19 protein-coding genes and 1 pseudogene are annotated in these 20,109 nt (G+C 63.4%); 11 read left to right on the forward strand and 9 right to left on the reverse strand.

What is annotated here, in order from left to right:
• Positions 1-52: 52 nt before the first annotated feature.
• On the reverse strand, positions 53-622 hold the full coding sequence (locus CR492_RS12555; RefSeq protein WP_102844102.1) for a cytochrome b: 570 nt from the start codon (positions 620-622) through the stop codon (positions 53-55).
• 349 nt (positions 623-971) lie between these two features.
• Here CR492_RS12555 and groES point away from each other — a divergent pair, with 349 nt between their 5' ends.
• From groES to CR492_RS12595, 7 genes are all read left to right on the forward strand, one after another.
• A complete protein-coding gene (groES, locus tag CR492_RS12560; RefSeq protein WP_102844103.1) occupies positions 972-1,259 on the forward strand; it encodes a co-chaperone GroES in 288 nt (95 codons plus the stop codon).
• A gap of 49 nt (positions 1,260-1,308) precedes the next feature.
• Positions 1,309-2,952, forward strand: a complete 1,644-nt coding sequence (gene groL, locus CR492_RS12565; protein WP_102844104.1) for a chaperonin GroEL — start codon at positions 1,309-1,311, stop codon at positions 2,950-2,952.
• Positions 2,953-3,137: 185 nt separating this feature from the next.
• A complete protein-coding gene (locus CR492_RS12570; RefSeq protein ID WP_102844105.1) occupies positions 3,138-3,491 on the forward strand; it encodes an integration host factor subunit alpha in 354 nt (117 codons plus the stop codon).
• Positions 3,492-4,104: 613 nt separating this feature from the next.
• Positions 4,105-6,210: an ABC transporter ATP-binding protein/permease gene (locus CR492_RS12580; protein ID WP_102844106.1), complete on the forward strand. Its 2,106-nt coding sequence runs from the start codon at positions 4,105-4,107 to the stop codon at positions 6,208-6,210.
• 49 nt (positions 6,211-6,259) lie between these two features.
• A complete protein-coding gene (locus CR492_RS12585; protein ID WP_102844107.1) occupies positions 6,260-6,940 on the forward strand; it encodes a Crp/Fnr family transcriptional regulator in 681 nt (226 codons plus the stop codon).
• Between the two features lie 64 nt (positions 6,941-7,004).
• Entirely contained in the window at positions 7,005-7,277 is a 273-nt protein-coding gene (gene cowN / locus CR492_RS12590) for a N(2)-fixation sustaining protein CowN (protein WP_102844108.1), read from the forward strand.
• Between the two features lie 110 nt (positions 7,278-7,387).
• Positions 7,388-7,627 carry a hypothetical protein gene (locus CR492_RS12595; protein ID WP_102844109.1) on the forward strand — a complete coding sequence of 80 codons (240 nt, stop codon included), beginning with the start codon at positions 7,388-7,390 and terminating at the stop codon, positions 7,625-7,627.
• 227 nt (positions 7,628-7,854) lie between these two features.
• Here CR492_RS12595 and CR492_RS12600 read toward each other — a convergent pair whose 3' ends face one another.
• From CR492_RS12600 to hisS, 4 genes are all read right to left on the reverse strand, one after another.
• On the reverse strand, positions 7,855-8,172 hold the full coding sequence (locus CR492_RS12600) for a CU044_2847 family protein (protein WP_102844110.1): 318 nt from the start codon (positions 8,170-8,172) through the stop codon (positions 7,855-7,857).
• A gap of 31 nt (positions 8,173-8,203) precedes the next feature.
• Positions 8,204-9,181 (reverse strand): ATP phosphoribosyltransferase, encoded by a 978-nt coding sequence (gene hisG / locus CR492_RS12605; RefSeq protein WP_102844111.1) that lies wholly within the window; start codon positions 9,179-9,181, stop codon positions 8,204-8,206.
• Positions 9,178-10,293, reverse strand: a complete 1,116-nt coding sequence (locus tag CR492_RS12610; RefSeq protein ID WP_102844112.1) for an ATP phosphoribosyltransferase regulatory subunit — start codon at positions 10,291-10,293, stop codon at positions 9,178-9,180. Before CR492_RS12610 ends, hisG begins: the two co-directional genes overlap by 4 nt.
• A 243-nt stretch (positions 10,294-10,536) precedes the next feature.
• Positions 10,537-12,120, reverse strand: coding sequence for a histidine--tRNA ligase (gene hisS, locus CR492_RS12615; protein ID WP_102844113.1), 1,584 nt, complete (start codon positions 12,118-12,120; stop codon positions 10,537-10,539).
• A gap of 177 nt (positions 12,121-12,297) precedes the next feature.
• Here hisS and CR492_RS12620 point away from each other — a divergent pair, with 177 nt between their 5' ends.
• Complete coding sequence (locus tag CR492_RS12620) at positions 12,298-13,098, forward strand: DUF2076 domain-containing protein (protein ID WP_102844114.1); 801 nt, start codon at positions 12,298-12,300, stop codon at positions 13,096-13,098.
• A gap of 45 nt (positions 13,099-13,143) precedes the next feature.
• Here CR492_RS12620 and CR492_RS12625 read toward each other — a convergent pair whose 3' ends face one another.
• Complete coding sequence (locus CR492_RS12625; protein WP_102844115.1) at positions 13,144-14,385, reverse strand: hypothetical protein; 1,242 nt, start codon at positions 14,383-14,385, stop codon at positions 13,144-13,146.
• A gap of 487 nt (positions 14,386-14,872) precedes the next feature.
• On the opposite strand from CR492_RS12625, the gene CR492_RS12630 reads away from it, so the two are divergent.
• Positions 14,873-16,219: a DEAD/DEAH box helicase gene (locus CR492_RS12630; RefSeq protein ID WP_102844116.1), complete on the forward strand. Its 1,347-nt coding sequence runs from the start codon at positions 14,873-14,875 to the stop codon at positions 16,217-16,219.
• A 143-nt stretch (positions 16,220-16,362) separates the two neighbouring features.
• Positions 16,363-16,880, forward strand: a pseudogene (locus CR492_RS12635) (DinB family protein).
• Positions 16,881-17,057: 177 nt separating this feature from the next.
• On the opposite strand, the gene CR492_RS12640 reads toward CR492_RS12635, so the two are convergent.
• Complete coding sequence (locus tag CR492_RS12640; RefSeq protein WP_102844117.1) at positions 17,058-18,101, reverse strand: patatin-like phospholipase family protein; 1,044 nt, start codon at positions 18,099-18,101, stop codon at positions 17,058-17,060.
• On the reverse strand, positions 18,098-18,883 hold the full coding sequence (locus CR492_RS12645; RefSeq protein WP_102844118.1) for a 3-hydroxybutyrate dehydrogenase: 786 nt from the start codon (positions 18,881-18,883) through the stop codon (positions 18,098-18,100). Before CR492_RS12645 ends, CR492_RS12640 begins: the two co-directional genes overlap by 4 nt.
• A gap of 181 nt (positions 18,884-19,064) precedes the next feature.
• On the opposite strand from CR492_RS12645, the gene CR492_RS12650 reads away from it, so the two are divergent.
• Positions 19,065-19,607, forward strand: a complete 543-nt coding sequence (locus CR492_RS12650) for a Fur family transcriptional regulator (protein WP_102844119.1) — start codon at positions 19,065-19,067, stop codon at positions 19,605-19,607.
• Here the strand turns inward: CR492_RS12650 and CR492_RS12655 are convergent.
• Positions 19,575-20,105, reverse strand: coding sequence for a papain-like cysteine protease family protein (locus tag CR492_RS12655; protein ID WP_102844120.1), 531 nt, complete (start codon positions 20,103-20,105; stop codon positions 19,575-19,577). The genes CR492_RS12650 and CR492_RS12655 overlap by 33 nt on opposite strands.
• Positions 20,106-20,109: the final 4 nt, after the last annotated feature.

A 20,109-nucleotide genomic window follows, 5' to 3' on the forward strand; every position in this document is an offset into this window, starting at 1 on the left:
CCATGGCTTTTCCCGGCTTCCGACCGACGCGTCAAGCGCCCGCCGCGGCGCGTCAGCTGTCAAATTGCTCTACCCCCTCCTCAATCGGCGGGAAGGGCCGGCGCTGCGGCAGCATCCGCGTCAACACGGCGTCCCGCAGCACATAGTGATGATAGAGCGCCGCGATTGAATGCAACAGCGCGAGGGCGATCAGACCATTGGCCGCGAGCCCATGCCAAAAGGTGATCGGCTTGCGCAATTCCTTATCGCCAAACTGCGGCAGCGCGGCGATGTCGAACAAACTGAAGCCGCGGACAAAAGCGTTGACGACGCCAAGCGTGACCACGGCGGCGAGCAGAACATAGAGCGCCACATGCGAGGCGACGGCGAGGACGTGGGTCGGGCCGGGATAGACGGCCGGCAGATGGCGCCGTCCCGTGAAGCGCCAGACGATGCGCCACAGGAGCACTGTCACAAGCGCGAAGCCGAGAGAGACATGAAGCGACCAGACGTTGGTGTTGAGCGTCCCGCGGGGGATGAAATCCGCGACGCGCCCGATGAACCAGAGCGTCACGATCATCAGCGCCGAAAGCCAATGCAGCGCGATCGTCGTCGGATCATAGGTCGAATGCCGATCGGTCATTCCCGTTTCGCTCCCTCAGAACTTTTTCGTCCGATTCCCGCACGCCTTTTGCCGGCGCGTCGCAGTTCGGATGCTTTATTTAGATAAGTTCTAGGCGCGGTTCTGGCGCCGCGCAAGCTGCTCCAAGAGGCGTAGAGCCGGAGGGAGCGACGGCGAATGAGCGCGCGCCTTGGTAAGGATCGCGGCCGCGGCAGGCTTGACAGCCAAGGCGCCGACGCATAGATACAGGCTGCGTTTGGCACTCATCACATGAGAGTGCTAATAAAAGCGCCCGTGTTTCACCTGCCGCCTTTTACGGGGCGTATTCGCGCGGAGCAAGCGCCTCCAGCGGCCAGCCAAGGAATTCGTCATGAGCTTTCGTCCTCTGCACGATCGCGTCGTCGTCAAGCGCCTCGAAGGCGAGGAAAAGACCAAAGGCGGGATCATCATCCCCGACACCGCCAAGGAGAAGCCGCAGGAAGGCGAAATCGTCGCCGTCGGCCCCGGCGGGCGCGACGACAGCGGCAAGCTGACCCCCCTCGACGTCAAGGCCGGCGACAAGGTCCTGTTCGGCAAATGGTCGGGCACCGAGGTCAAGATCGATGGGCAGGATCTGCTCATCATGAAGGAAAGCGACATCCTCGGCGTCGTCGCCTGATCGACCGGCCCTTTTCCATATAATTTAGACTGTTCCAGGAGTTTCCCACATGGCAGCCAAAGACGTCCGCTTCTCGTCGGATGCCCGCGATCGCATGCTTCGCGGCATTGATATTCTGAACAACGCCGTCAAGGTTACGCTCGGCCCGAAGGGCCGCAATGTCGTCATCGAAAAGTCCTTTGGCGCGCCGCGCATCACCAAGGATGGCGTGACCGTCGCCAAGGAAATCGAGCTCTCGGACAAGTTCGAGAACCTCGGCGCCCAGCTGATCCGCGAAGTCGCCTCGAAGCAGAACGACGCCGCGGGCGATGGCACCACCACCGCCACAATCCTCGCCGCCTCGATCGTACGCGAAGGCACCAAGGCGGTCGCCGCCGGCCTTAACCCGATGGATCTGAAGCGCGGCATCGACCTCGCCGTCGCCGCCGTCGTCGCCGATCTCAAGGCCAACTCCAAGAAGGTCACCTCCAACGAGGAGATCGCCCAGGTCGGCACGATTTCAGCCAATGGCGACAAATCGGTCGGCGAGATGATCTCGACCGCGATGCAGAAGGTCGGCAACGAGGGCGTCATCACGGTTGAAGAGGCAAAGAGCCTCGAGACCGAACTCGACGTCGTCGAGGGCATGCAGTTCGACCGCGGCTATCTCTCGCCCTATTTCATCACCAACGCCGAGAAGATGGTCGCCGAGCTCGAAGACCCCTTCATTCTCGTTCACGAGAAGAAGCTGTCCTCGTTGCAGGCCCTGCTGCCCGTGCTTGAGGCTGTCGTCCAGTCCGGCAAGCCGCTCGTCATCATCGCTGAGGACGTCGAAGGCGAAGCTCTCGCCACCCTCGTCGTCAACAAGCTGCGCGGCGGCCTCAAGGTTGCGGCCGTCAAGGCTCCGGGCTTCGGCGATCGCCGCAAGGCCATGCTCGAAGACATCGCCATTCTGACCAACGGCACGCTGATCTCCGAAGAAATCGGCATCAAGCTCGAAAACGTCACCCTGCAGATGCTCGGCCGCGCCAAGCGGATCCGCATCGACAAGGAATCGACGACCATCATCGACGGCGCCGGCGCAAAGACCGAAATCGAAGCGCGCATCTCCCAGATCAAGTCGCAGATCGCCGATACGACGTCCGACTACGACCGTGAGAAGATGCAGGAACGTCTCGCCAAGCTCGCGGGCGGCGTCGCTGTCATCCGCGTCGGGGGAGCCTCGGAAGTCGAAGTTAAGGAAAAGAAGGACCGCGTCGACGACGCCCTCAACGCCACGCGCGCCGCGGTTGAAGAAGGCGTCCTGCCGGGCGGCGGCGTCGCGCTGCTGCGCGCCATCAAGGCCCTCGACAACATCGTCGTCGCGGACCCCGATCAGAAGACCGGCGTCGACATCGTCCGCAAGGCGATCCAGACCCCGGCCCGCCAGATCGTCGACAATTCCGGCGGCGACGGCGCAGTCGTGGTCGGCAAGCTGATCGAGAACAACGATTACGCCTTCGGCTACAATGCCCAGACGGGCGAATATGGCGATCTCGTCAAGCTTGGCATCATCGACCCGACCAAGGTCGTGCGCACCGCCTTGCAGGACGCGGCGTCCGTCGCCGGCCTCCTCATCACCACTGAGGCGATCATCACCGAGCAGCCCAAGAAGGACTCGCCCGCCATGCCCGGCGGCGGCGGAATGGGCGGCATGGGCGGCATGGATTTCTGATCCGGTCCGACCCGACTTTAATCGAGCGAAAGCCCCGGAGCGATCCGGGGCTTTTTTTTGCGCCTGGCGCGCAAGCGCGATGCGCGCTCATATTTCCGGCGCAATACTTGCGCCTCATTGCTTCCCAAAGGTTTCAAATATGTTCTAATCAAAACCAACAAGCCAAGACAGCGGGGGAGTCCAAGGTGAGACAAGCGTCGGAGCCGCGTCCGGACGCGGGCGCGATCAGAAGAACGGCGACCCGCGCGGCGTTGCTCGACGCCGTCTATGAAACCTGCCCGAATTTATCGCGCGCGCAGGCCCGGGACATTTTTGAGATGGCGCTCGAGGAAATCGCCGACGCGCTGGTTCGCGGCGATTGCGTCAAACTGCGCTCGTTCGGCCTGTTTTCGGTCCGCGCCAAACGGGAGCGGATCGGCCGCAATCCCCGCACCGGCGTCGAGGCGCAGATCAAGCCGCGCCGTGTTTTGACCTTCAAGCCCTCGCCCGTCCTTTCAGGCTGTGTCAACGGCGCCCCTGCGCCTGCGGACGACGATTAACGCAAAGTCGGCGCGCAACCTTATCGCCGGCGCCCTCCATCTGGCGCGGCTCGGCCCGCCGCCGCTCAGCCAGAAACAGGCGTTCCGGCTGGATCTCGCGAGCCGGCTGTGAACGGCTACGATCCTGGCGCGCTGTGCAAAAGCCTCGGTTTCGATCTACCGGCGGGGCTCGTGAATAAAGCCCAGACCAGCCGCGTGACGACCATGGCCGCTTAACCTCGGGCATTGCAGGGGCGGCGGCCGCTTTCGGCTTGATTTTCATTCCCTTGCCAAACCGAGGCGTCACGTCACAAGGCGCCGCGCGACGCGCCGGTCGCCCGTGCTGTCGGCGCCTGCCCCCGCGAACGCAGCCGGCCTCACCAGCGCACAAGGCCGCATCCATTCGCGCTCTCCCGCTGCGACCCGCGCCTTACGTACAATTAAGTTTCGCCCGCGCCGAAAATGACGTTATTGCGATGCCGCAGTGGAGCGGCGCCTCTCGCGCAAAGTCTGGTATCTAGAATTTGACCGGTTTTCCGGGCACATCGAGCGACAAACCGTCTAAGTTGCCAATCGACGCCGCGATTACATCCGAAAGCGCATCCCGGTTCCCGTCCCGAGCCAAAGGCAAGCCATGATTTTTCTCGCCGCCCTTGTCGCCGTTTTTTCTCTTGTCACCGGCGTCATCGGCGCGACTCAGCGGGACGCGACGGTCCTGCTGCTGGCCGTCACGGGACTGATCTGCGCCTATACGACGTTCAAATCGCCGAAGATTTCGAGCTTCCTGCAGATTTTCGCGGCGATCTTCGCCGCCGAAACCGTATTGTTCGGCGTCGTCTTCATGATTTCGCAGGTCGGCATGTGGCCGGCCTCGCTGGCCGATTACGTCCTGCCGGAGAGCCTGCCCCTCACCGTCGCGATCTTCGCCATCCTCGTTTACGCCATTTCCTTCATTCCCGTCGTGCAGTCGATGACGCGCATCGGCGACCGCTATTTCGACGCGAGCGGGGCGACGAGCGTCAAGATCTGGCCGCTGCCATCCTTTGTGATGAAAGAGCGCTGGCTCGCCATCATGATGGTGGTCTTCCTCGTCGTCATCAATCAGGCCCAGGTCGGCATCCAGGTGCGCCTGTCGTTCTTCTCGCGCGACTGGTTCAACGCCATTCAGAACAAGGACCAGCCTGCCTTCTGGTCGCAGCTCTTTACGGTCTTCACGCCCTGGGCGTTCGTCTATATCGCCTCGGCCATCCTCGAATTCGTCGTCGCCTCCACCTTGATCATCCGCTGGCGGCGCTGGCTGACCGAGGACTATGTCTCGCGCTGGCTCGACCGCCATACGCATTACCGGATGTCGCTCGCGGGCGGCCTCGCCGACAACCCCGACCAGCGCATCTCGGAGGACGTCAACCGCTTCATCAACGGCGGTCAGGAAGGCTATGGCATCTATACCTTCTCGATCCTTTTGATCTCGAACCTCTCTTCGCTCGTCTCCTTCGCGATCCTGCTTTGGGATCTTTCCGCCAATTTCACCCTGCCCGGAACCTCGATCGCCGTGCCTGGCTTCCTGTTCTGGGTGGCGCTGATCTATGCCGGTTTCGGCACCTGGATCACCCATCTCATCGGCCGCTCGCTGGTGCAGCTGTCCTTTGCACGGCAGCGCTATGAGGCCGATTTCCGCTTCTCTCTCGCGCGTCTGCGCGAATATGCCGAGCAGGTCGCGCTGCTCTCCGGCGAGACCACCGAGAAAGCCTCGCTCGGGCGGCGCTTCATGGCGATCATCACGAATTATTTTCAGATCGTGCGGGTGCGCAAGAACCTGATCGGCTTCACCGCCTCCTATGGCCAGCTTAGCCCGATCATTCCCTATATTGTCGCGGCGCCCTTTTATTTCGCCGGAAAAATCACGCTCGGCGTCATGACCCAGACGGCGCGCGCTTTTGGCAGCGTCGACAGCGCGCTGACCTTCTTCGTGACCTATTATGTCTCGCTTGCCGATTTCAAAGCGGTGCTCGACCGTCTGATTTCGTTCGACGCCTCCATCGCAGCCGTGCAAGCGCCTGGCGGCCTCGCGCGCGCGCTGACGCCAGCCGCGCGCCCTCAGGACATCGGGCTCACAGGCGTCACTCTCAAACTTCCCGACGGACGAGTGATCGTCAAGGACGTCAATCTGCAGCTGGCAGCGGGCGAGCCGACCTTGCTGACGGGCGCGTCCGGCTCCGGCAAATCCACGCTGTTCCGGGCCATTTCGGGCATATGGCCGATCGGTGAGGGGACGGTCGCCGCTCCCGACGGCGCGCGGCTGATGCTGCTGCCGCAAAAGCCCTATATCCCCAACGGCACGCTGATCGGCGCCGTCACCTATCCAGCCGCGCCCGACGCCTATGATGAGGCCGACGTCCGCGCGGCGCTCGCCGCGGCGAGCCTGCCGCATTTTTCCGATCAGCTGCATGTCGACGACAATTGGGGCCAGCGCCTGTCCGGCGGCGAGCAGCAACGCCTCGCCGTGGCGCGCGCCCTGCTCGCCAAGCCCGACTGGCTGTTCCTCGATGAGGCGACCGCGTCGATGGACGAAAATCTGGAGACAAAAGTCTACGATATTCTGTTCAAGGAGCTGCGCAACACGACGATCGTCTCGATTGGACATCGCTCCAGCCTGATTGAACGGCACAAGCGCCATATCGAAATGCGCGCGGGCAGCGACGGCGCCTTCACGCTGGTCGAGAATTCCGTTCCCGCGTGAGGAAGCGAGGGCGGCCTTGCTGCGGCTTTGCGCTCCAAGGAGCGCTTAAGTGACAGCCTCCGCCGGCATGGCCGCGGGCGCGGGGCCCTCGCTCCTCGACTTCCTGAACAGTGCGGACGGCGCGGCCTTGCGCAGCCGCTTTCAAGAAAAGACGATGCCGAAGGGCGCGCTCTTTCGCGATCAGGATCGCGCCGATCGCGTTTTTGTCGTCGTCTCCGGCCGACTTCGCGCCTATCTCACGGCGGAAGGACGCGAACTCAGCCTCGCCTATTTGACCGAGGGCGAGATTTTCAGCACGCATACGCGGGCGGAGATCGCCGCGGTCGAGGATACGCGGCTTCTGCTCGCCGAGCGCCGTATGCTCGAAAGCGAACTTGCGCATTACCCCCCGTTGCGGGCGGCTATCATTCGCGTGCTCGCCCGCGTGCTGTCGCAGGCGATGACCGTCATCGAAGATCTTGCCTTTCACGACGTGCGCGGACGGATCGCGCGCTACCTCTTGCGCTGCGCCCGGCGTGATGAAAAAGTGGAGGTCGGGCAGATCATCCGCGTCGGTCTCAGCATGGATGAACTTGCGGCCTTGCTCGGATCGACGCGGCAGACCGCCTCGACGGAGTTCAACGCGCTGATCCGCGAGGACGTCATCGCCCGCCACGGCCGCCAGCATTTCATTCTGCGCGATACAGCAAAATTGCGCGCGGCGGCAGGCGTCGCCGAAGATGTCAGCTAGCTGACAGACGACCCTGCCCGCCCAAGCGTAAAACCGCGCGATCCGGAAAAAAGGGATCCGCGCGATGGGCAACTACGACCGTTACATCAGCTTCAAAAACGCCAATTGGGAAAGCCAGTCGAGCGGCGTCATGGATGGCCTCAAGCCCCATATAGAGGCGGCCGACAGTCCCTTCTGGGCCTATTTTATGCGCCAACGCGAACTCGCGCATCAGCGCGGGCTCGACGATTTACGCGTGTTGCATAATTTTCTCCCGACGTTACGCGAATTGCTCGAAGAGCTGGACGATCAGCCAACGCTTGCGCTGCTTGAGCAGCTCGAAGAAAGCTGCATGTGAACCAAGCCGCCCCGCCTGTGGTCAGGCGCCTGAGGCGCAGTCTGACCACAGGAACAATTCAGCTCCAGCCGTGTTCGCTGTTAGCTAACGAGACAAGGGAGGATTTTGGCATGCGTGCATATGCACTCGCGGTTGCTTTTGCGGTGACCCTGACGTTTCCCGTTTCGGCTTTCTCGCAGGGTATCGAGATTGGACCGGGAGGCGTCCGGATCGAGCGGAGCCGCGAAGGGCGATCGGTTGATCGAGCGAGCTGCGCCGAGTTGCGCGGCGCATGCCTGAATAAGCAGGAACTTGGCGAGGAAGGTCAGGGCAATTGCCGCAAATACCGCGAATATTGCAGGCATAATTAGAGCGATCGCGTCGCAGCGTCGGTCGGCAGCCGCGCGCAGATGAGCCTCAGCTTGGAGAGGTGTGTCACCTCTTGTGAGGCGGAGCTGTAGGCCGGAACTGGCGAGGGGAGACGCCAAGCAGAAGTTGACGGAGGGTAGGTAGTATGGCTGCCGCCCGCCCCCGATACAGCATTTCAGAATGCGCCGTCCCCGCACCGTGACGGCCTGCGACTGCCGTCAGTTTCGTGTCAGTCAGGCTTGCCCCAGGCGAGCTTTATCTTGAACTCGGGCGCGGCGTGGGCGCCGACGATCCACAGATCGCCGTCGGTGCTGAGCGTCGCGCCAAATTCGATTTCGACCGTTTCCGGGCGTTGCGGCAGCGCGGCGATGGCGCCTTCCAGTGTCGCGGCAATTTCGCCAATCGAACCGAAGGCCGCCTTGACGACGTCTGCGCTGGCTCTGGTCGTTCCATTGACGAAACCGGAATCGGCGACTCCCGGCTCAGGCGCGCCGCCGAACAGCACAATATTTCCCTCGGCAAAATCGACAATTATGCGCGCCGGCATCAGCTGGTCTCCTTCAGGCTTACGATAGACGTCAAGTCGCCGGCGTCAGCCTGGCGACAAGCTTTTCATAGAGCGGATTGTCCGCCGAGAAGACATAGTCGAGCGCCGTGACGCCGACATGATCGGCGCCACGCCCGATCAGCCAGTCGGCCAGCGCCGCAACTTTCTCGACCGGACAATTCAGGCTCACGCGGCCGTCCTGCACGCAAAAGCGCAGGCGCGCCGAAAACAGGCTTTGCGCTTCCGTCGCCAGGGAAGACGACGCGCCGGGCAGCACGGTCGAAACCTCGCGGGTCGTGCGGGCGAGTTCTTCCGCGGCGATGCGCGACAAGATCGCCCGCGCATTCTCCCGCGCCGGTCCGCTCCAGTCGGCGCTAAGCGAGGCGACTAGATTGGCCTGCGAGCGCAAGATTATGCCGTCGTCGAGAATTTTCAGCGCATTGGCGGAAAGCGTCGCCCCTGTCGTCGTGATGTCGACGATGAGCTCGGCCTGCCCCGCCGCCGGCGCGCCCTCGGTCGCCCCTGAGCTTTCCACGATGCGATAGTCCGACACATGCATTTTGGCGAAAAACCGCCGCGTCAGATTGACATATTTCGTCGCCACCCGCATGCGCTGGCCGCGCCTTGCGCGATAGCTCGCCGCCACATCCTCGAGATCGGCCATGGTCTTGACGTCGATCCAGGCGCGCGGCGCCGCAACGACGACATTGGCGAAGCCAAAACCGAGCGGCGTCAGCAGCGCCACCTTATCGTCTGCGTCGGCGATCGATTCGCGGACAAGATCCTCGCCGGTGACGCCAAGATGCACCTGCCCGCTCGCCAGCTGCGCGACAATGTCGGCGGCAGACAGAAACGCGATCTCAACGTTTTTGACGCCGACCAACGAGCCGCGATAGTCGCGCGCGCCGCGTCCCTGCGCGATCTCGAGCCCGGCCCGCGCGAAAAAGGCTGCAGCGTTTTCCTGGAGCCGCCCCTTGGATGGGACAGCGAGGACGAAAGGATCGCTCATTTTGCGCTCCCGTGGGGACGCAGCCGGTCGACCCAGATCGAGGCGCCGACAGCCGGAATGGGCTGGCTGGCGCCCAACGTCTGCAACAGCTGATCGTAACGCCCGCCCGCGACGATCGGCTTCGCCGCGGGGCGCCTCCGGTCGTGGGCCTCAAAGACAAAGCCCGTGTAATAGTCGAGATTGCGGGTGAAACTTGCTTCGAAATGCAGCGCGGCGAGATCGAAGCCGAGCGCGGCGATAAAGCCAAGCCGCGTGTCGAAGGCGTCGAGCCCGGCGGCGAGATCGAGCTTCGCGTCGGCTGCAAGGCGGCGCAACGCCACCGACGCCTGATCGGGATCGCCCTTGATCGCGAAAAAACGCTCGATCACCACCACCGTCTCGGTGGAGACGCCCGCGCCTCCCCGCAGCGCGGCCTGCTCCAGAAAACGATCGGCGATTTCGCCTGGCGTGCGGCCGCCGACCGAGGCGATGCCGGCGATTGACAGCAGATCCTCGACGAAGGCGCGCGCGCCCATTTTGTCGGCGCCCTCCAGCACTTTCAAGACGCCGGAATGGTCATGCGCGGCGCCGTTTTGCGAGGCGTTGAGGATCGCCGCCACGCTCTTGCCCTGGCTGTGGCCGCGCGCGATGCGGCGGCGCCATTGCGGCGCGAGATCGAGCGATTCGAGCAGCTTCGAGAACAGCCCGGCGTCGCCGATCCGCACTTCAAGATCGATTTCGCCGGCGACGCCGGCGGCGTCCAGAGCGAGCGTCAGAATTTCCGCGTCGGCGGCTTCAAGGTCGCGGCGGCCGAAGCTCTCGACGCCGGCCTGTATGAATTCGCTCGGCTCATTGGGGGCGTAGCGGAACACCGGGCCGCAATAGGAATAGGCCGCGCTTTCGCCCGCCAATCCCGAGGCGAGATAATGCTGCGACACGGGGATCGTATATTCGGGCCGCAGGCAATAATCGGCGCCGGAGAGATCGCTCGTCAGATAAAGCTGGCCACGCAGATCCTCGCCGGAATCGAAGAAGATCGAGGCCGGCTGCAGGATCGCCGGCTCGCAGCGCTGATAGCCTGCGCGCGCAAGATGCAAGGCTACGGCGTCGAAGGGATCGTTATCGGGGCTCAAGGTCGGCGCTCATATGGGCTCGCGGGGCTTTGTTGCGGACGGGCCTCTGCACCCGGAGGCTTTTGAATGTTCACGGTTTAAACGCAAGCCCTCATGGTGAGGAGCCGCAAAGCGGCGTCTCGAACCACGAGGGCCTCAATGACGCGCCCTCAACCGCATCCTTCGAGACGCGCCTTTCAGGCGTTCCACAGGATAAGGAGCGCACTCTTAGAACATGACGGCGACGAAGGGAAACGGCACGGCTCAAGGGCGGCGCGCCAGAACTTCTCTCACGGCGCCGACCAGTCCTTCCTCGGGAACCGAGAATTGCGCTTTGGCGCGCAATTCGAGGTAATCCGCCCTGTCTTTGCTTGAGCCAGCGAGTTCGGCGCCAAGCGCGAGGTCGCGGATTGTCACGCGCGCGCCCTCGGCGTGGTCGCGCTCGTTCGAGCCCTGAATGACCGCGCAAAGCGAGCCGCGCTTGTCGGCGTATTTCAGCTGGGCGTTCATGCCGGAAGCGCCGAGATAGAGTTCAGCGCGGATGTTCGCGCCGCGCAGCGCCGTGACGAAGCCCTGATAGCGCGGAAGGTGCTCGCGATCGAGCACCAGCACCACGACAGGGCCCGGCTGCGGCGCGGCGGAGACGATCGGCGAACCGACCGCCTTCAGAGCCGAATAGAGCCGCGACACGCCAATGGAAAAGCCGGTCGCCGGAACATTCTCGCCGCGAAACCGCCCGACGAGGCCGTCATAGCGTCCGCCGCCGCCGATCGAGCCGAAACGGACGGGTTTGCCGTCCTCGCCCCTGACTTCAAAGGTCAGCTCCGCCTCGAACACAGGGCCGGTGTAATATTCGAGGCCGCGCACAACCGAGGGGTCGATGCGGATGCGTTTAGACCCATATTTTCCGGCTTGAACCAAACCGGCAAGCTGTTCCAATTCGTCAATGCCTGCTGTCATCGTCGCTGAATCTCGGGCATAGGCCCGTAAAACCTTCAGCGTTTCAGCATTAGTGATCATGTTTCCGAAATCATCGAGAGCGGAATCAGCACGCTCCCATTCGTTATAAATGCTTCTTTGATCAACTAATTGTGGCTGTAACGTAAGTAGCGCCAGAACTTCGTGTATCTGCTCCTCGTCCAATCCGGCGCCCTTGGTGAAATCGCCGCTTTCGTCCTTACGACCGTTGCCGAGCAATAGCTCGACCCCTTTCGACCCAAATTTATCAAACTTGTCGATGGCGCGCAGCACCGTCATCCGCCGGCCGGCGTTCTCTTCGCCGCCAAGGCCGATCGCCTCCAGAACCCCGTCCAATACCTTGCGGTTGTTGACCTTGATCACATAGTCGCCGCGCTTGACGCCGAGGCGCTCCAGCGTGTCGGCCGCCATCATGCACATCTCGGCGTCGGCGGCGACGGAGGGGGCGCCGACCGTGTCAGCGTCGAACTGCATGAATTGGCGAAACCGTCCCGGCCCCGGCTTCTCATTGCGAAACACAGTGCCGGCGCGATAGCTGCGGTAGGGTTTTGGCAATTTGTCGAAGTTTTCGGCGACGAAGCGCGCGAGCGGCGCGGTCAGATCATAGCGCAGCGACAGCCAGCTCTCGTCGTCGTCCTTGAAGGAGAACACGCCTTCGTTCGGCCGGTCGAGATCGGGCAGGAATTTGCCCAGCGCCTCGGTGAATTCGATGAAGGGCGTCTCGACCGCCTCGAAGCCGTAAAGTTCATAAGACGCACGGATGGCGGCGAGCATTTTCTCGGTGGCGGCGATCTCGGCAGGGCCGCGATCGCCAAAGCCGCGCGGCAGTTTCGCGCTGGCGCGCGCGGGGGCAGTCTTGTCGTCGCTCATGATTTATCCGGTCCGCCGCAGCGTCTGTCAGTCCAAAAATCCTGGACATTGCTGTAAGAGGCGCAGGCCCCGCCGGCAAGCGCGCCTTACCGCAGTGTAATTTGCGTTGGCGACAGAAGCGTCCCATCTAATAGCGCGGCGGACCAATCCGCCGACCTTCTTCAATCGGAGACGACCATGTCACCCGAGGAACGCCAGTTGCTCCAAGGCCTGTTCGAGCGCATTCAAGCCGCCGGCGGCGGGCCGCGCGACCGCGACGCCGAGGCTTTTATCAATGACGCCGTGAAGGCCGCCCCCTACGCGCCCTATCTTCTCGCCCAGACGACGATCGTTCAGGATCAGGCGCTGCGCGCTGCCAATGATCGGTTGCAGCAGCTTGAAGCGGAAGTTCAGCAGCTCAATCAGCGCGTCGCCCAGGCCGAAGCGCAAGCCCCGCAGCAGAGCGGCGGATTTTTGGGCGGCCTCGGCTCGCTCTTTGGCGGCGGCGCTCCGCCGCAGCGTAACGACGCGCCCCCGCCCGGCTGGAACCGGCAGCAGCCGCCGCAGCAGGGCGGATGGCGCGACCAGCCGCAGCAAGGCTACGGCCAGCCCCAGGGTGGTCCGTGGGGCGCTCAGCAGGGCGGGCCAATGGGCGGTCCCATGGGAGGCGGCTTTGGCGGCGCGCCGGGAGGCGGCGGCTTCCTTAAGGGTGCGCTCGGCGCCGCGGCCGGCGTCGCCGGCGGCGTGCTGCTGGCCGATTCGATCAAGGGGCTGTTCGGCGGCAGCGCCCATGCCGCCAGCGGCCTTGGCATCGGCGCCGGCGTACCGGGCGCAGACGCCAGCCTCGCCGGCAACTCCGGCGGCGATACCGTCGTCAACAATTACTATGGCGACGACGCTGTCCGGCAGGCCGACTACCAGCAAGACGCCGACCAGGATCAGGATGATTATCAGGACGCCGGCGATTATTCGGGCGGCGACGATTCAAGCGACATCTGATTGGCTGGTCCACGCGGCATGGCGGGCGATTTCGCCGCCATGCCGCTAAAGCCCTTCGGCATGGGCGAGCAGGACGTCCACATAGGCGCCGGCGCTATGCGTCTTTGCGAAGGATCGAGCGAGCCGCGCCGCACGCGCATGGCTGTCCGGCAGCCGCACCGCGAGCCGCATGATCGCCGCGGCGAGAGCCGGCGCGTCATAGGGGGCAAAAATCTCGCCTTCCGCTTCGCCGGTGGCGATCGAGGCCGCCGCAAAAGTCCCGAGCGCGGCGACGACCGGGCGTCCCGCCGCGACGGACTGAGTGAAGATTCCAGAGCCGCGCAATCCGAACAACTGCGGATCATAGGGCAGCAGCATGGCGTCGATTTTGCCGGTCTCGGCGGCGTAATCCGCTTCCGTCAGCACGCCTTCGATCAGCCGGACGCCGCCCTGCGCGCGCAGCGCCTGCTCCGCCGCGACCGTCGCCGCCTCCCAGCCGCCATGCTGCAACTGGACCACGAAATCCGCCGCGAGGTTTTTCGCCCGGCACAAATCGATCGCCGCGGGAAGGAGATGAAATCCCTTGTCGCATTTGGAATAGCCGAAGAATCCGAATGCCGGCCGGTCGGCGACAGGCGCCGCGGCGAGCGCTTCCCCGAACGGCACCGGCAGGATTTTGGCGTCGATGGCGTAACGCTCGCGGTAGAGACCGGCGATCGCCGCATTCTCCGCTGTGAAGAAGAGGCTGCGGCCGATCAGCGGCCGCGCCAGCGCAAAGGCCTTTCGATAGAGCCTTGGACCAAGGCGCGCCTTGCGCCCCCACGGCGTCCAGTCGGGCGCGAACATCAGCTGGCAGACGACGCGGGGCCGCCGCGCCTCTGGCAGCGCCCTCAGCGTCCGGACGAGGCCGAGCAGCTGGTTCTGCGACAGACCCGGCGCGACGACGAGATTTTCGCGCCGCAGAACGTCGCCAGGCAAAGCGGCAAGGTCGTGATGGAAGGAGGCGTTCAGCGTTTTTGCGCTGGTCCGCTCCGAAGGGATCGCCGGATCGAACGGGCGCCGGCGCAGAAAGGCGGCGAGACGAAGCAGCCGGCGCTCATTCGGCGTCGGACTCTCGCTTTCGTAGAGCGAGACGCGGAAATGTGGAATTGCGCCGATTTCAGCGATGATCGCCGGATCGACCGACCGCATGCCGAAAGCGCGGACGCGATGGCCCCGCGCCGCCAGCGCCTCGCCGACCTTTTTGACAAGGCTGTAGCTGTGCTCGCCGCGCCCGATCAGGCCATTGTCGAGGAAAATGACGTCCATCAAACCGCCGCAGACATCGCAGGGACTCTTCAGCGCGCGTCGGCGCGAGAGATCCGGCGCCAGGCTGGGGCGCTCTTAGAACATCGGGGCGAAAAGCTCAATCCGGCCTCCGCGCAAATCCAGACTGCGGCAGTTCGATGCATGGCGAACCTTGGCCGCGCCCGGCCGACCCTCTATCTCAGTCCAATGCAGTGTAGCGTCCAAACATTGGGCTTCCTTTGAACGTTAGTTTGCCTTTACGCGATATAAAGACCAGATCTGCTGCCAGTCGTTCTGTAAAACGATAGCTTGACTTTTCTCTGTAAAGCGGGCATACAACGTCATCTGCTTTACTGTAGATGTTGGCGCGCCGATTGCGTGAAGAATAGCTCGCTATTCTCCTATCGGACGTTAACGCCCTCCGCAGGATGACCCAGGCACGCAGGGCGTCCAACATAGTTGTAGCCGCAACCGTCCGAGACGGGGCGGCGCATGGAAAGAACCCCACTTGCAAGATTTCTCCGGACTCGGCCTCGCCGCGCCCCTTCTCCTCGCGCTGAGCAAGCTCGGCTATTCCACTCCTACGCCGATTCAGGCGCAGGCGATTCCGCATGTGCTGACAGGCCGGGACCTCGTCGGCATCGCCCAGACAGGCACCGGTAAGACCGCCGCCTTCGCCCTTCCCATTCTCCACCAGCTCGCCGCCAACCCGCAGCAGCCGCCGCGCGGCGGCGCCCGCGTGCTCGTGCTGAGCCCGACGCGCGAACTCGCCAGCCAGATCGCCGAGAGCTTTCGCAGCCTCGGGTCGGAAATGCAGCTTTCCGTCGCCGTGGTGTTCGGCGGCGTGCCGCATGGCGCGCAGATCCGCGCGCTTCAGCGCGGCCTCGACGTGCTCGTGGCAACGCCGGGCCGGCTGGTCGATCACCTCGATTCCGGCGTCGCCCATCTCGGCAAGACCGAATTCTTCGTCCTCGATGAAGTCGATCAGATGCTCGACCTCGGCTTCGTCAAGGCGATCCACCGCATCGTCAGGACACTGCCGCAACGCCGCCAGAATTTGTTCTTCTCGGCGACCATGCCGACCGAGATCGCCAAGCTCGCGGCCGACCTGTTGAAAAATCCCGCTCAGGTCTCTGTCACGCCGGTCGCGAAAACGGCGGACCGCGTCGAGCAGCAGGTTCTGTTCGTCGAGACCCACAGAAAACGCGACGTTCTCGTCGATCTCCTGGCCGACGCCAAAATGGCGCGCACGATCATCTTCACCCGCACCAAGCGCGGCGCCGACAAGGTCGCCCAGCATCTCGAGGTCTGCGGCGTCTCCGCCGCGGCGATCCACGGCAACAAGAGCCAGAGTCAGCGCGAGCGTTCGCTTGCGTCGTTCCGCGCCGGCCGGGTGCGCGCGCTCGTCGCGACTGACATCGCGGCGCGCGGCATCGACGTCGACGGCGTCACCCATGTCGTCAATTTCGATCTGCCGGAAGTGCCCGAGGCCTATGTTCACCGCATCGGCCGCACCGCCCGCGCAGGCGCCGAAGGCGTGGCCATCTCGCTGTGCGACGGCGCCGAGCGCGATCTGTTGCGGAATATCGAGCGGCTGACGCGGCTGCGCCTGCCGACCGAAGACCGCCGCGCCGCCCCGGGTTCGCCCGAATCGCGCGCGCCAGTCCGCGCGCCCCAGACGGCGCGTCCGCTCGAACAGCGCCGCCCGCCGAACGCCGGCCCAGGACGGCCGCAGGAAAGAGGGCGCGTCGCAGGCGCGGCCTCCCCCGCGCCATCACGCCCGCGCTTTGGCGCGGCTCGGCCGCACGGCGAACGACGCGCTGGCGGCGATCGCGAAGCCTCGTATCAGGGCTGATGCCAACGCCTCGCTTTGCGGGGACGCGCTTCAAAGCTAATAAAGACCCGGAAAGTCGGTAGACTTTCCGGGTTGTTTTTTGTGCGGCGCTTTTGGCGGCGCGCATCCGCTCAAGCGACGCCGGTTTGAGCGCGGAGACGAAGATGTTCAAAAGCCATTTTGAATTGATGGCCGCCTATAACGCCTTCGCCAACACGCGAATCTTTGAAGCGGCGGGGCGGCTGTCCAACGCCAGTCGCCGCGCCGACTGTGGCGCCTTTTTCAAATCCGTGCATGGCACGTTGAACCATTTGCTTTGCGCGGACCGAATCTGGATGAAACGGTTCACCGACGAGGGCGAAGCGCCGGATCGGCTGGACGCCATTTTGCACGAAGATTTTGCCGCGCTCCGCGCCGCACGGGAGGCCGAGGATTGGCGCATCCAGGCCTACATCGGCGGACACTCGCCGAAAGCGCGCTGACACGGAAGCTGGCCTATCGCGCGGTTACATCGCCACTACAGGTTGAACAGGAACTATGGTCGGCGCTGGCGCATTTTTTCAACCATCAAACCCACCACCGCGGCCAGGTTCACGCGTTGCTCACCCGCTTGACGGGCGAGGGCCCCGTGCTCGATCTGCTCGCCTATCAAAGGTTGGAGACAGCCAAAGCAAGCCCATGAAACGCGGGCCTTTTCACACGCGTGGCTGACGCCCGGCCAGGATGCGGCGTTTTCCAATCATCCGGCGCGATCATTATATGATGATCGCGCTCTTATCCTCGCCTAAACGCGACGACACGCTGCCCTCAGCGACGCCCGCCAAGCTCCACGCAGCTTGCGTTCTCGCGCGACGTCATTTTATTTATACGCCATCCGCAGGTTTAGCGTGCCCTCGACGCCGATCTTGTCGAAATTCTCGGCCAGCCATTTCTTTGTGCTGTCGCGGCCGAAGGCGTGCAGCTTCTGGATCATCGGCCAGGAGGCGTCGACCTTCGTCGACGCGGCAAAGGAAGCCAGCAGGTCGCCGCCGTCGATCCGGTGTGCGCGGGTCTGCATATAATCGTCCCGCGACAGCTTGCCCTTTTCGAGCAGCCTGTTGACAAAATCCATCGCGCGCATTTCACCCATTAACGCGCCATTGAAGGTAATCTCGTTCAGGCGGTCTTGAATATCGCGCGCCGTCTTCGGCGTTTCGAGACGCTCGATCGGGTTGATCTGCACGATCAATATGTCCGAACATCCCGTCTTGTAGAACAAGGGAAACAGCGCGGGATTGCCCATGTAGCCGCCGTCCCAATAGGGCGCGCCGTCGATCTCGACCGCCTGAAACAGAAACGGCAGGCAGGCCGAAGCCATGACGTGATCGGCGGTAAGATCCTTGCCCTCGAACACGGTGATCCGCCCGTTGTGAACATTGGTGGCGCTGACGAAGATTTTCATCTGCGTCATCGCCCGCACCTTATCGAAATCGATCATCTCGACGATATGGTCGCGCAGCGGATTGATGTTGAGCGGGTTGAATTCGTAAGGACTTGAATAATGGGTGAGGAAATCGGTCCACCAATAGGCGATGTTGCGCCGCAGATCGAAGTCCTTGAAGAAGAGATTGATGAGTTTGCGCTGCGCCGGCGAGAAGGCGCCCTGATCGCTGATCGAACGCCAGAACCGCGCAAGAGCCTTGCGCGCTCCTTCACGGCCGCCCGTCAGATAGCCTTCGGCCAGTACAACGGCGTTCATGGCCCCCGCGCTGGTGCCGGTAACCGCCTCGATGTCGAGCCTCTTATCCTCAAGGATGGCGTCGAGGACGCCCCAGGTGAAGGCGCCGTGCGAACCGCCGCCCTGCAAGGCGAGGCTGATCTGTTTTTGGCCGGTCCAGTCGATCGGCGTCGCGGCGTCGGTCATTCGGCCGTCCAGCCGCCGTCGATCGAAATATTCGAGCCCGTGATTTGCGACGCCGCGTCCGTGCAGAGGAACGCCGCCAGCGCCGCCACCTGATCGACGGTCACGAATTGTTTGGTCGGCTGCGCCAGCAGCAGCACGTCATTGATGACCTGATCGCGCGTCAGATGGCGCGAGGCCATGGTGTCGGGGATCTGCTTTTCGACGAGGGGGGTCCAGACATAGCCGGGGGAGATGCAATTGACGGTGACGCCAAAGGTGGCGAGCTCCAGCGCCGCCGTCTTGGTGAGCCCGTCAATGCCGTGTTTGGCGCTGACATAGGCGGATTTGAACGGCGAGGCGACCTTGGAGTGGGCCGAGGCGGTCGAGATGATGCGGCCCCATTTGCGCGCCTTCATGCCGGGAATGGCCGCCGCGATGGCGTGGAAGGCGGCGGACAGATTGATCGCAATGATGAGGTTCCAGGTGTCGATCGGAAAATCCTCGATCGGCGCGACATGCTGGATGCCGGCGTTGTTGACCAGGATATCGACGCTGCCGAAGGCCTTTTCGGCGTCGGTCACCATGGCGCGGATTTCTTCCGGCTTGGTCATATTGGCCGGCGAATAAGCGGCCTTGACGCCGAAATCGGCTTCGATCTTGGCGCGCTCGGCCTCGATCGCCGCGGCGTCGCCGAGGCCGTTGATGGTGACGCTGGCGCCGTCCTTGGCGAATTCGCGGGCGATGGCGAGCCCGATGCCGCTGGTCGAGCCTGTGACGATGGCGTGGCGGGATTGAAGGGTCATCTTGAGCTCCAGGGAAATAGCGCGAAGGCGCGAGGAATGAATTGCAGGTCGAGGGACCAGACGGCTCTTAAAGGCGCGAATCTGCGCGAAACTTGAGGACAAAAGCCGCGCGAGCTTGCCGCAGGCGGGGCCTGCCGCGCAAGACCTTCTCTTTAGCGCAAGAGTTACGATATGGTGAAGCATGGCAAGCTTACGCTCATCGCAGCCTCGCCCAGAAGAACGACAGGCCTGTGACCATGCCGCCGAGCCGCACGGCGGAGCGCTCGACGCCGCGCTGACGCTTTGCCGGCGCGAGGGCGTGGCGCTCACCCCGAGCCGCCGGCGCATCCTCGAAATATTGGCCGGCGGGCGACGCCCGCTCGGCGCCTATGAACTGATCGACAAGGTCGCCGAGGCGACCGGCAAGCGCCCGGCGCCGATCTCGATCTATCGCGCGCTGGATTTCCTTTTGGAGAACGGCCTGATCCACAGGCTGGCCTCGCGCAACGCCTATCTCGCCTGCGGCCACGGCCACGCCAGAGAAACGCCGATCGTGTTCCTGATCTGCGAGACCTGCGGCGAAGTGGCGGAAGCGGACTCCGGCGCGCTGCGCGCCAGCATCAAGGCGCTGGCGAAAGAGGCGCATTTTTCCCCGCGCACGCAGGTGATGGAAGTGGCGGGGGTGTGCAAGGCGTGTGGGGACGGCTTGTCCTCAACGCTTCGTCACAATGATCCAGCCCGATAGCGCGCCGGTCGCAACCGGCTCAAACGTCCCCGTCGAATCCTGCACTGTATAGGTCGGCAGCTTCGCGCCGGATATTTCGACCAACCCGTACCAGGGGTCGAGGAAGACGCATTTCTGGTCGGTTTTGTAGACCTGCACACAAACGATAAAATGTCCGCCGACCTTCCATCTGACGTGGCAAAGCACCGGCGTATTGTCCCGCGCGTAGGCGTAGAGATAGGCCCAGACATTCTGGACAAACAGCGCGTCGTAGGTCTTGACGCCTTCTGCGCGCAAAACGCTGACGAGGTTCTTGATATCTCCCGTCCCCTTAGCCTCGGTGAAATTGTCCGGATAGTTCTGCGACAGTTTTCGCGCCTCGGCCTCGAGCCCTCCCGTGATCGACGAAGTATAATAAACCTTCGTCATGGCGACGCTCGCCGGCCCGCAGGACTGGTTTTTCTCCTGGATCATGACGCCCCAGCGCTCGCCGTGACTGTCTGAATAAAAATTGGCCATTCGC

Origin of the sequence: Methylocella silvestris, from assembly GCF_002891535.1 — a bacterium.
In the GTDB taxonomy this organism is placed as follows: Bacteria; Pseudomonadota; Alphaproteobacteria; order Rhizobiales; family Beijerinckiaceae; genus Methylocapsa; species Methylocapsa silvestris_A.

What these genes read in the sequence shown, in the direction of transcription:
- CR492_RS12625 (WP_102844115.1), bottom strand. Translation starts at nt 14,385, where the DNA reads ATGGACGTCATTTTCCTCGACAATGGCCTGATCGGGCGCGGCGAGCAC.
- groES (WP_102844103.1), top strand. Translation starts at nt 972, where the DNA reads ATGAGCTTTCGTCCTCTGCACGATCGCGTCGTCGTCAAGCGCCTCGAA.
- CR492_RS12600 (WP_102844110.1), bottom strand. Translation starts at nt 8,172, where the DNA reads ATGCCGGCGCGCATAATTGTCGATTTTGCCGAGGGAAATATTGTGCTG.
- CR492_RS12595 (WP_102844109.1), top strand. Translation starts at nt 7,388, where the DNA reads ATGCGTGCATATGCACTCGCGGTTGCTTTTGCGGTGACCCTGACGTTT.
- CR492_RS12650 (WP_102844119.1), top strand. Translation starts at nt 19,065, where the DNA reads ATGGCAAGCTTACGCTCATCGCAGCCTCGCCCAGAAGAACGACAGGCC.
- CR492_RS12655 (WP_102844120.1), bottom strand. Translation starts at nt 20,105, where the DNA reads ATGGCCAATTTTTATTCAGACAGTCACGGCGAGCGCTGGGGCGTCATG.
- hisS (WP_102844113.1), bottom strand. Translation starts at nt 12,120, where the DNA reads ATGAGCGACGACAAGACTGCCCCCGCGCGCGCCAGCGCGAAACTGCCG.
- CR492_RS12580 (WP_102844106.1), top strand. Translation starts at nt 4,105, where the DNA reads ATGATTTTTCTCGCCGCCCTTGTCGCCGTTTTTTCTCTTGTCACCGGC.
- groL (WP_102844104.1), top strand. Translation starts at nt 1,309, where the DNA reads ATGGCAGCCAAAGACGTCCGCTTCTCGTCGGATGCCCGCGATCGCATG.
- CR492_RS12645 (WP_102844118.1), bottom strand. Translation starts at nt 18,883, where the DNA reads ATGACCCTTCAATCCCGCCACGCCATCGTCACAGGCTCGACCAGCGGC.
- CR492_RS12555 (WP_102844102.1), bottom strand. Translation starts at nt 622, where the DNA reads ATGACCGATCGGCATTCGACCTATGATCCGACGACGATCGCGCTGCAT.
- cowN (WP_102844108.1), top strand. Translation starts at nt 7,005, where the DNA reads ATGGGCAACTACGACCGTTACATCAGCTTCAAAAACGCCAATTGGGAA.
- CR492_RS12620 (WP_102844114.1), top strand. Translation starts at nt 12,298, where the DNA reads ATGTCACCCGAGGAACGCCAGTTGCTCCAAGGCCTGTTCGAGCGCATT.
- CR492_RS12640 (WP_102844117.1), bottom strand. Translation starts at nt 18,101, where the DNA reads ATGACCGACGCCGCGACGCCGATCGACTGGACCGGCCAAAAACAGATC.
- hisG (WP_102844111.1), bottom strand. Translation starts at nt 9,181, where the DNA reads ATGAGCGATCCTTTCGTCCTCGCTGTCCCATCCAAGGGGCGGCTCCAG.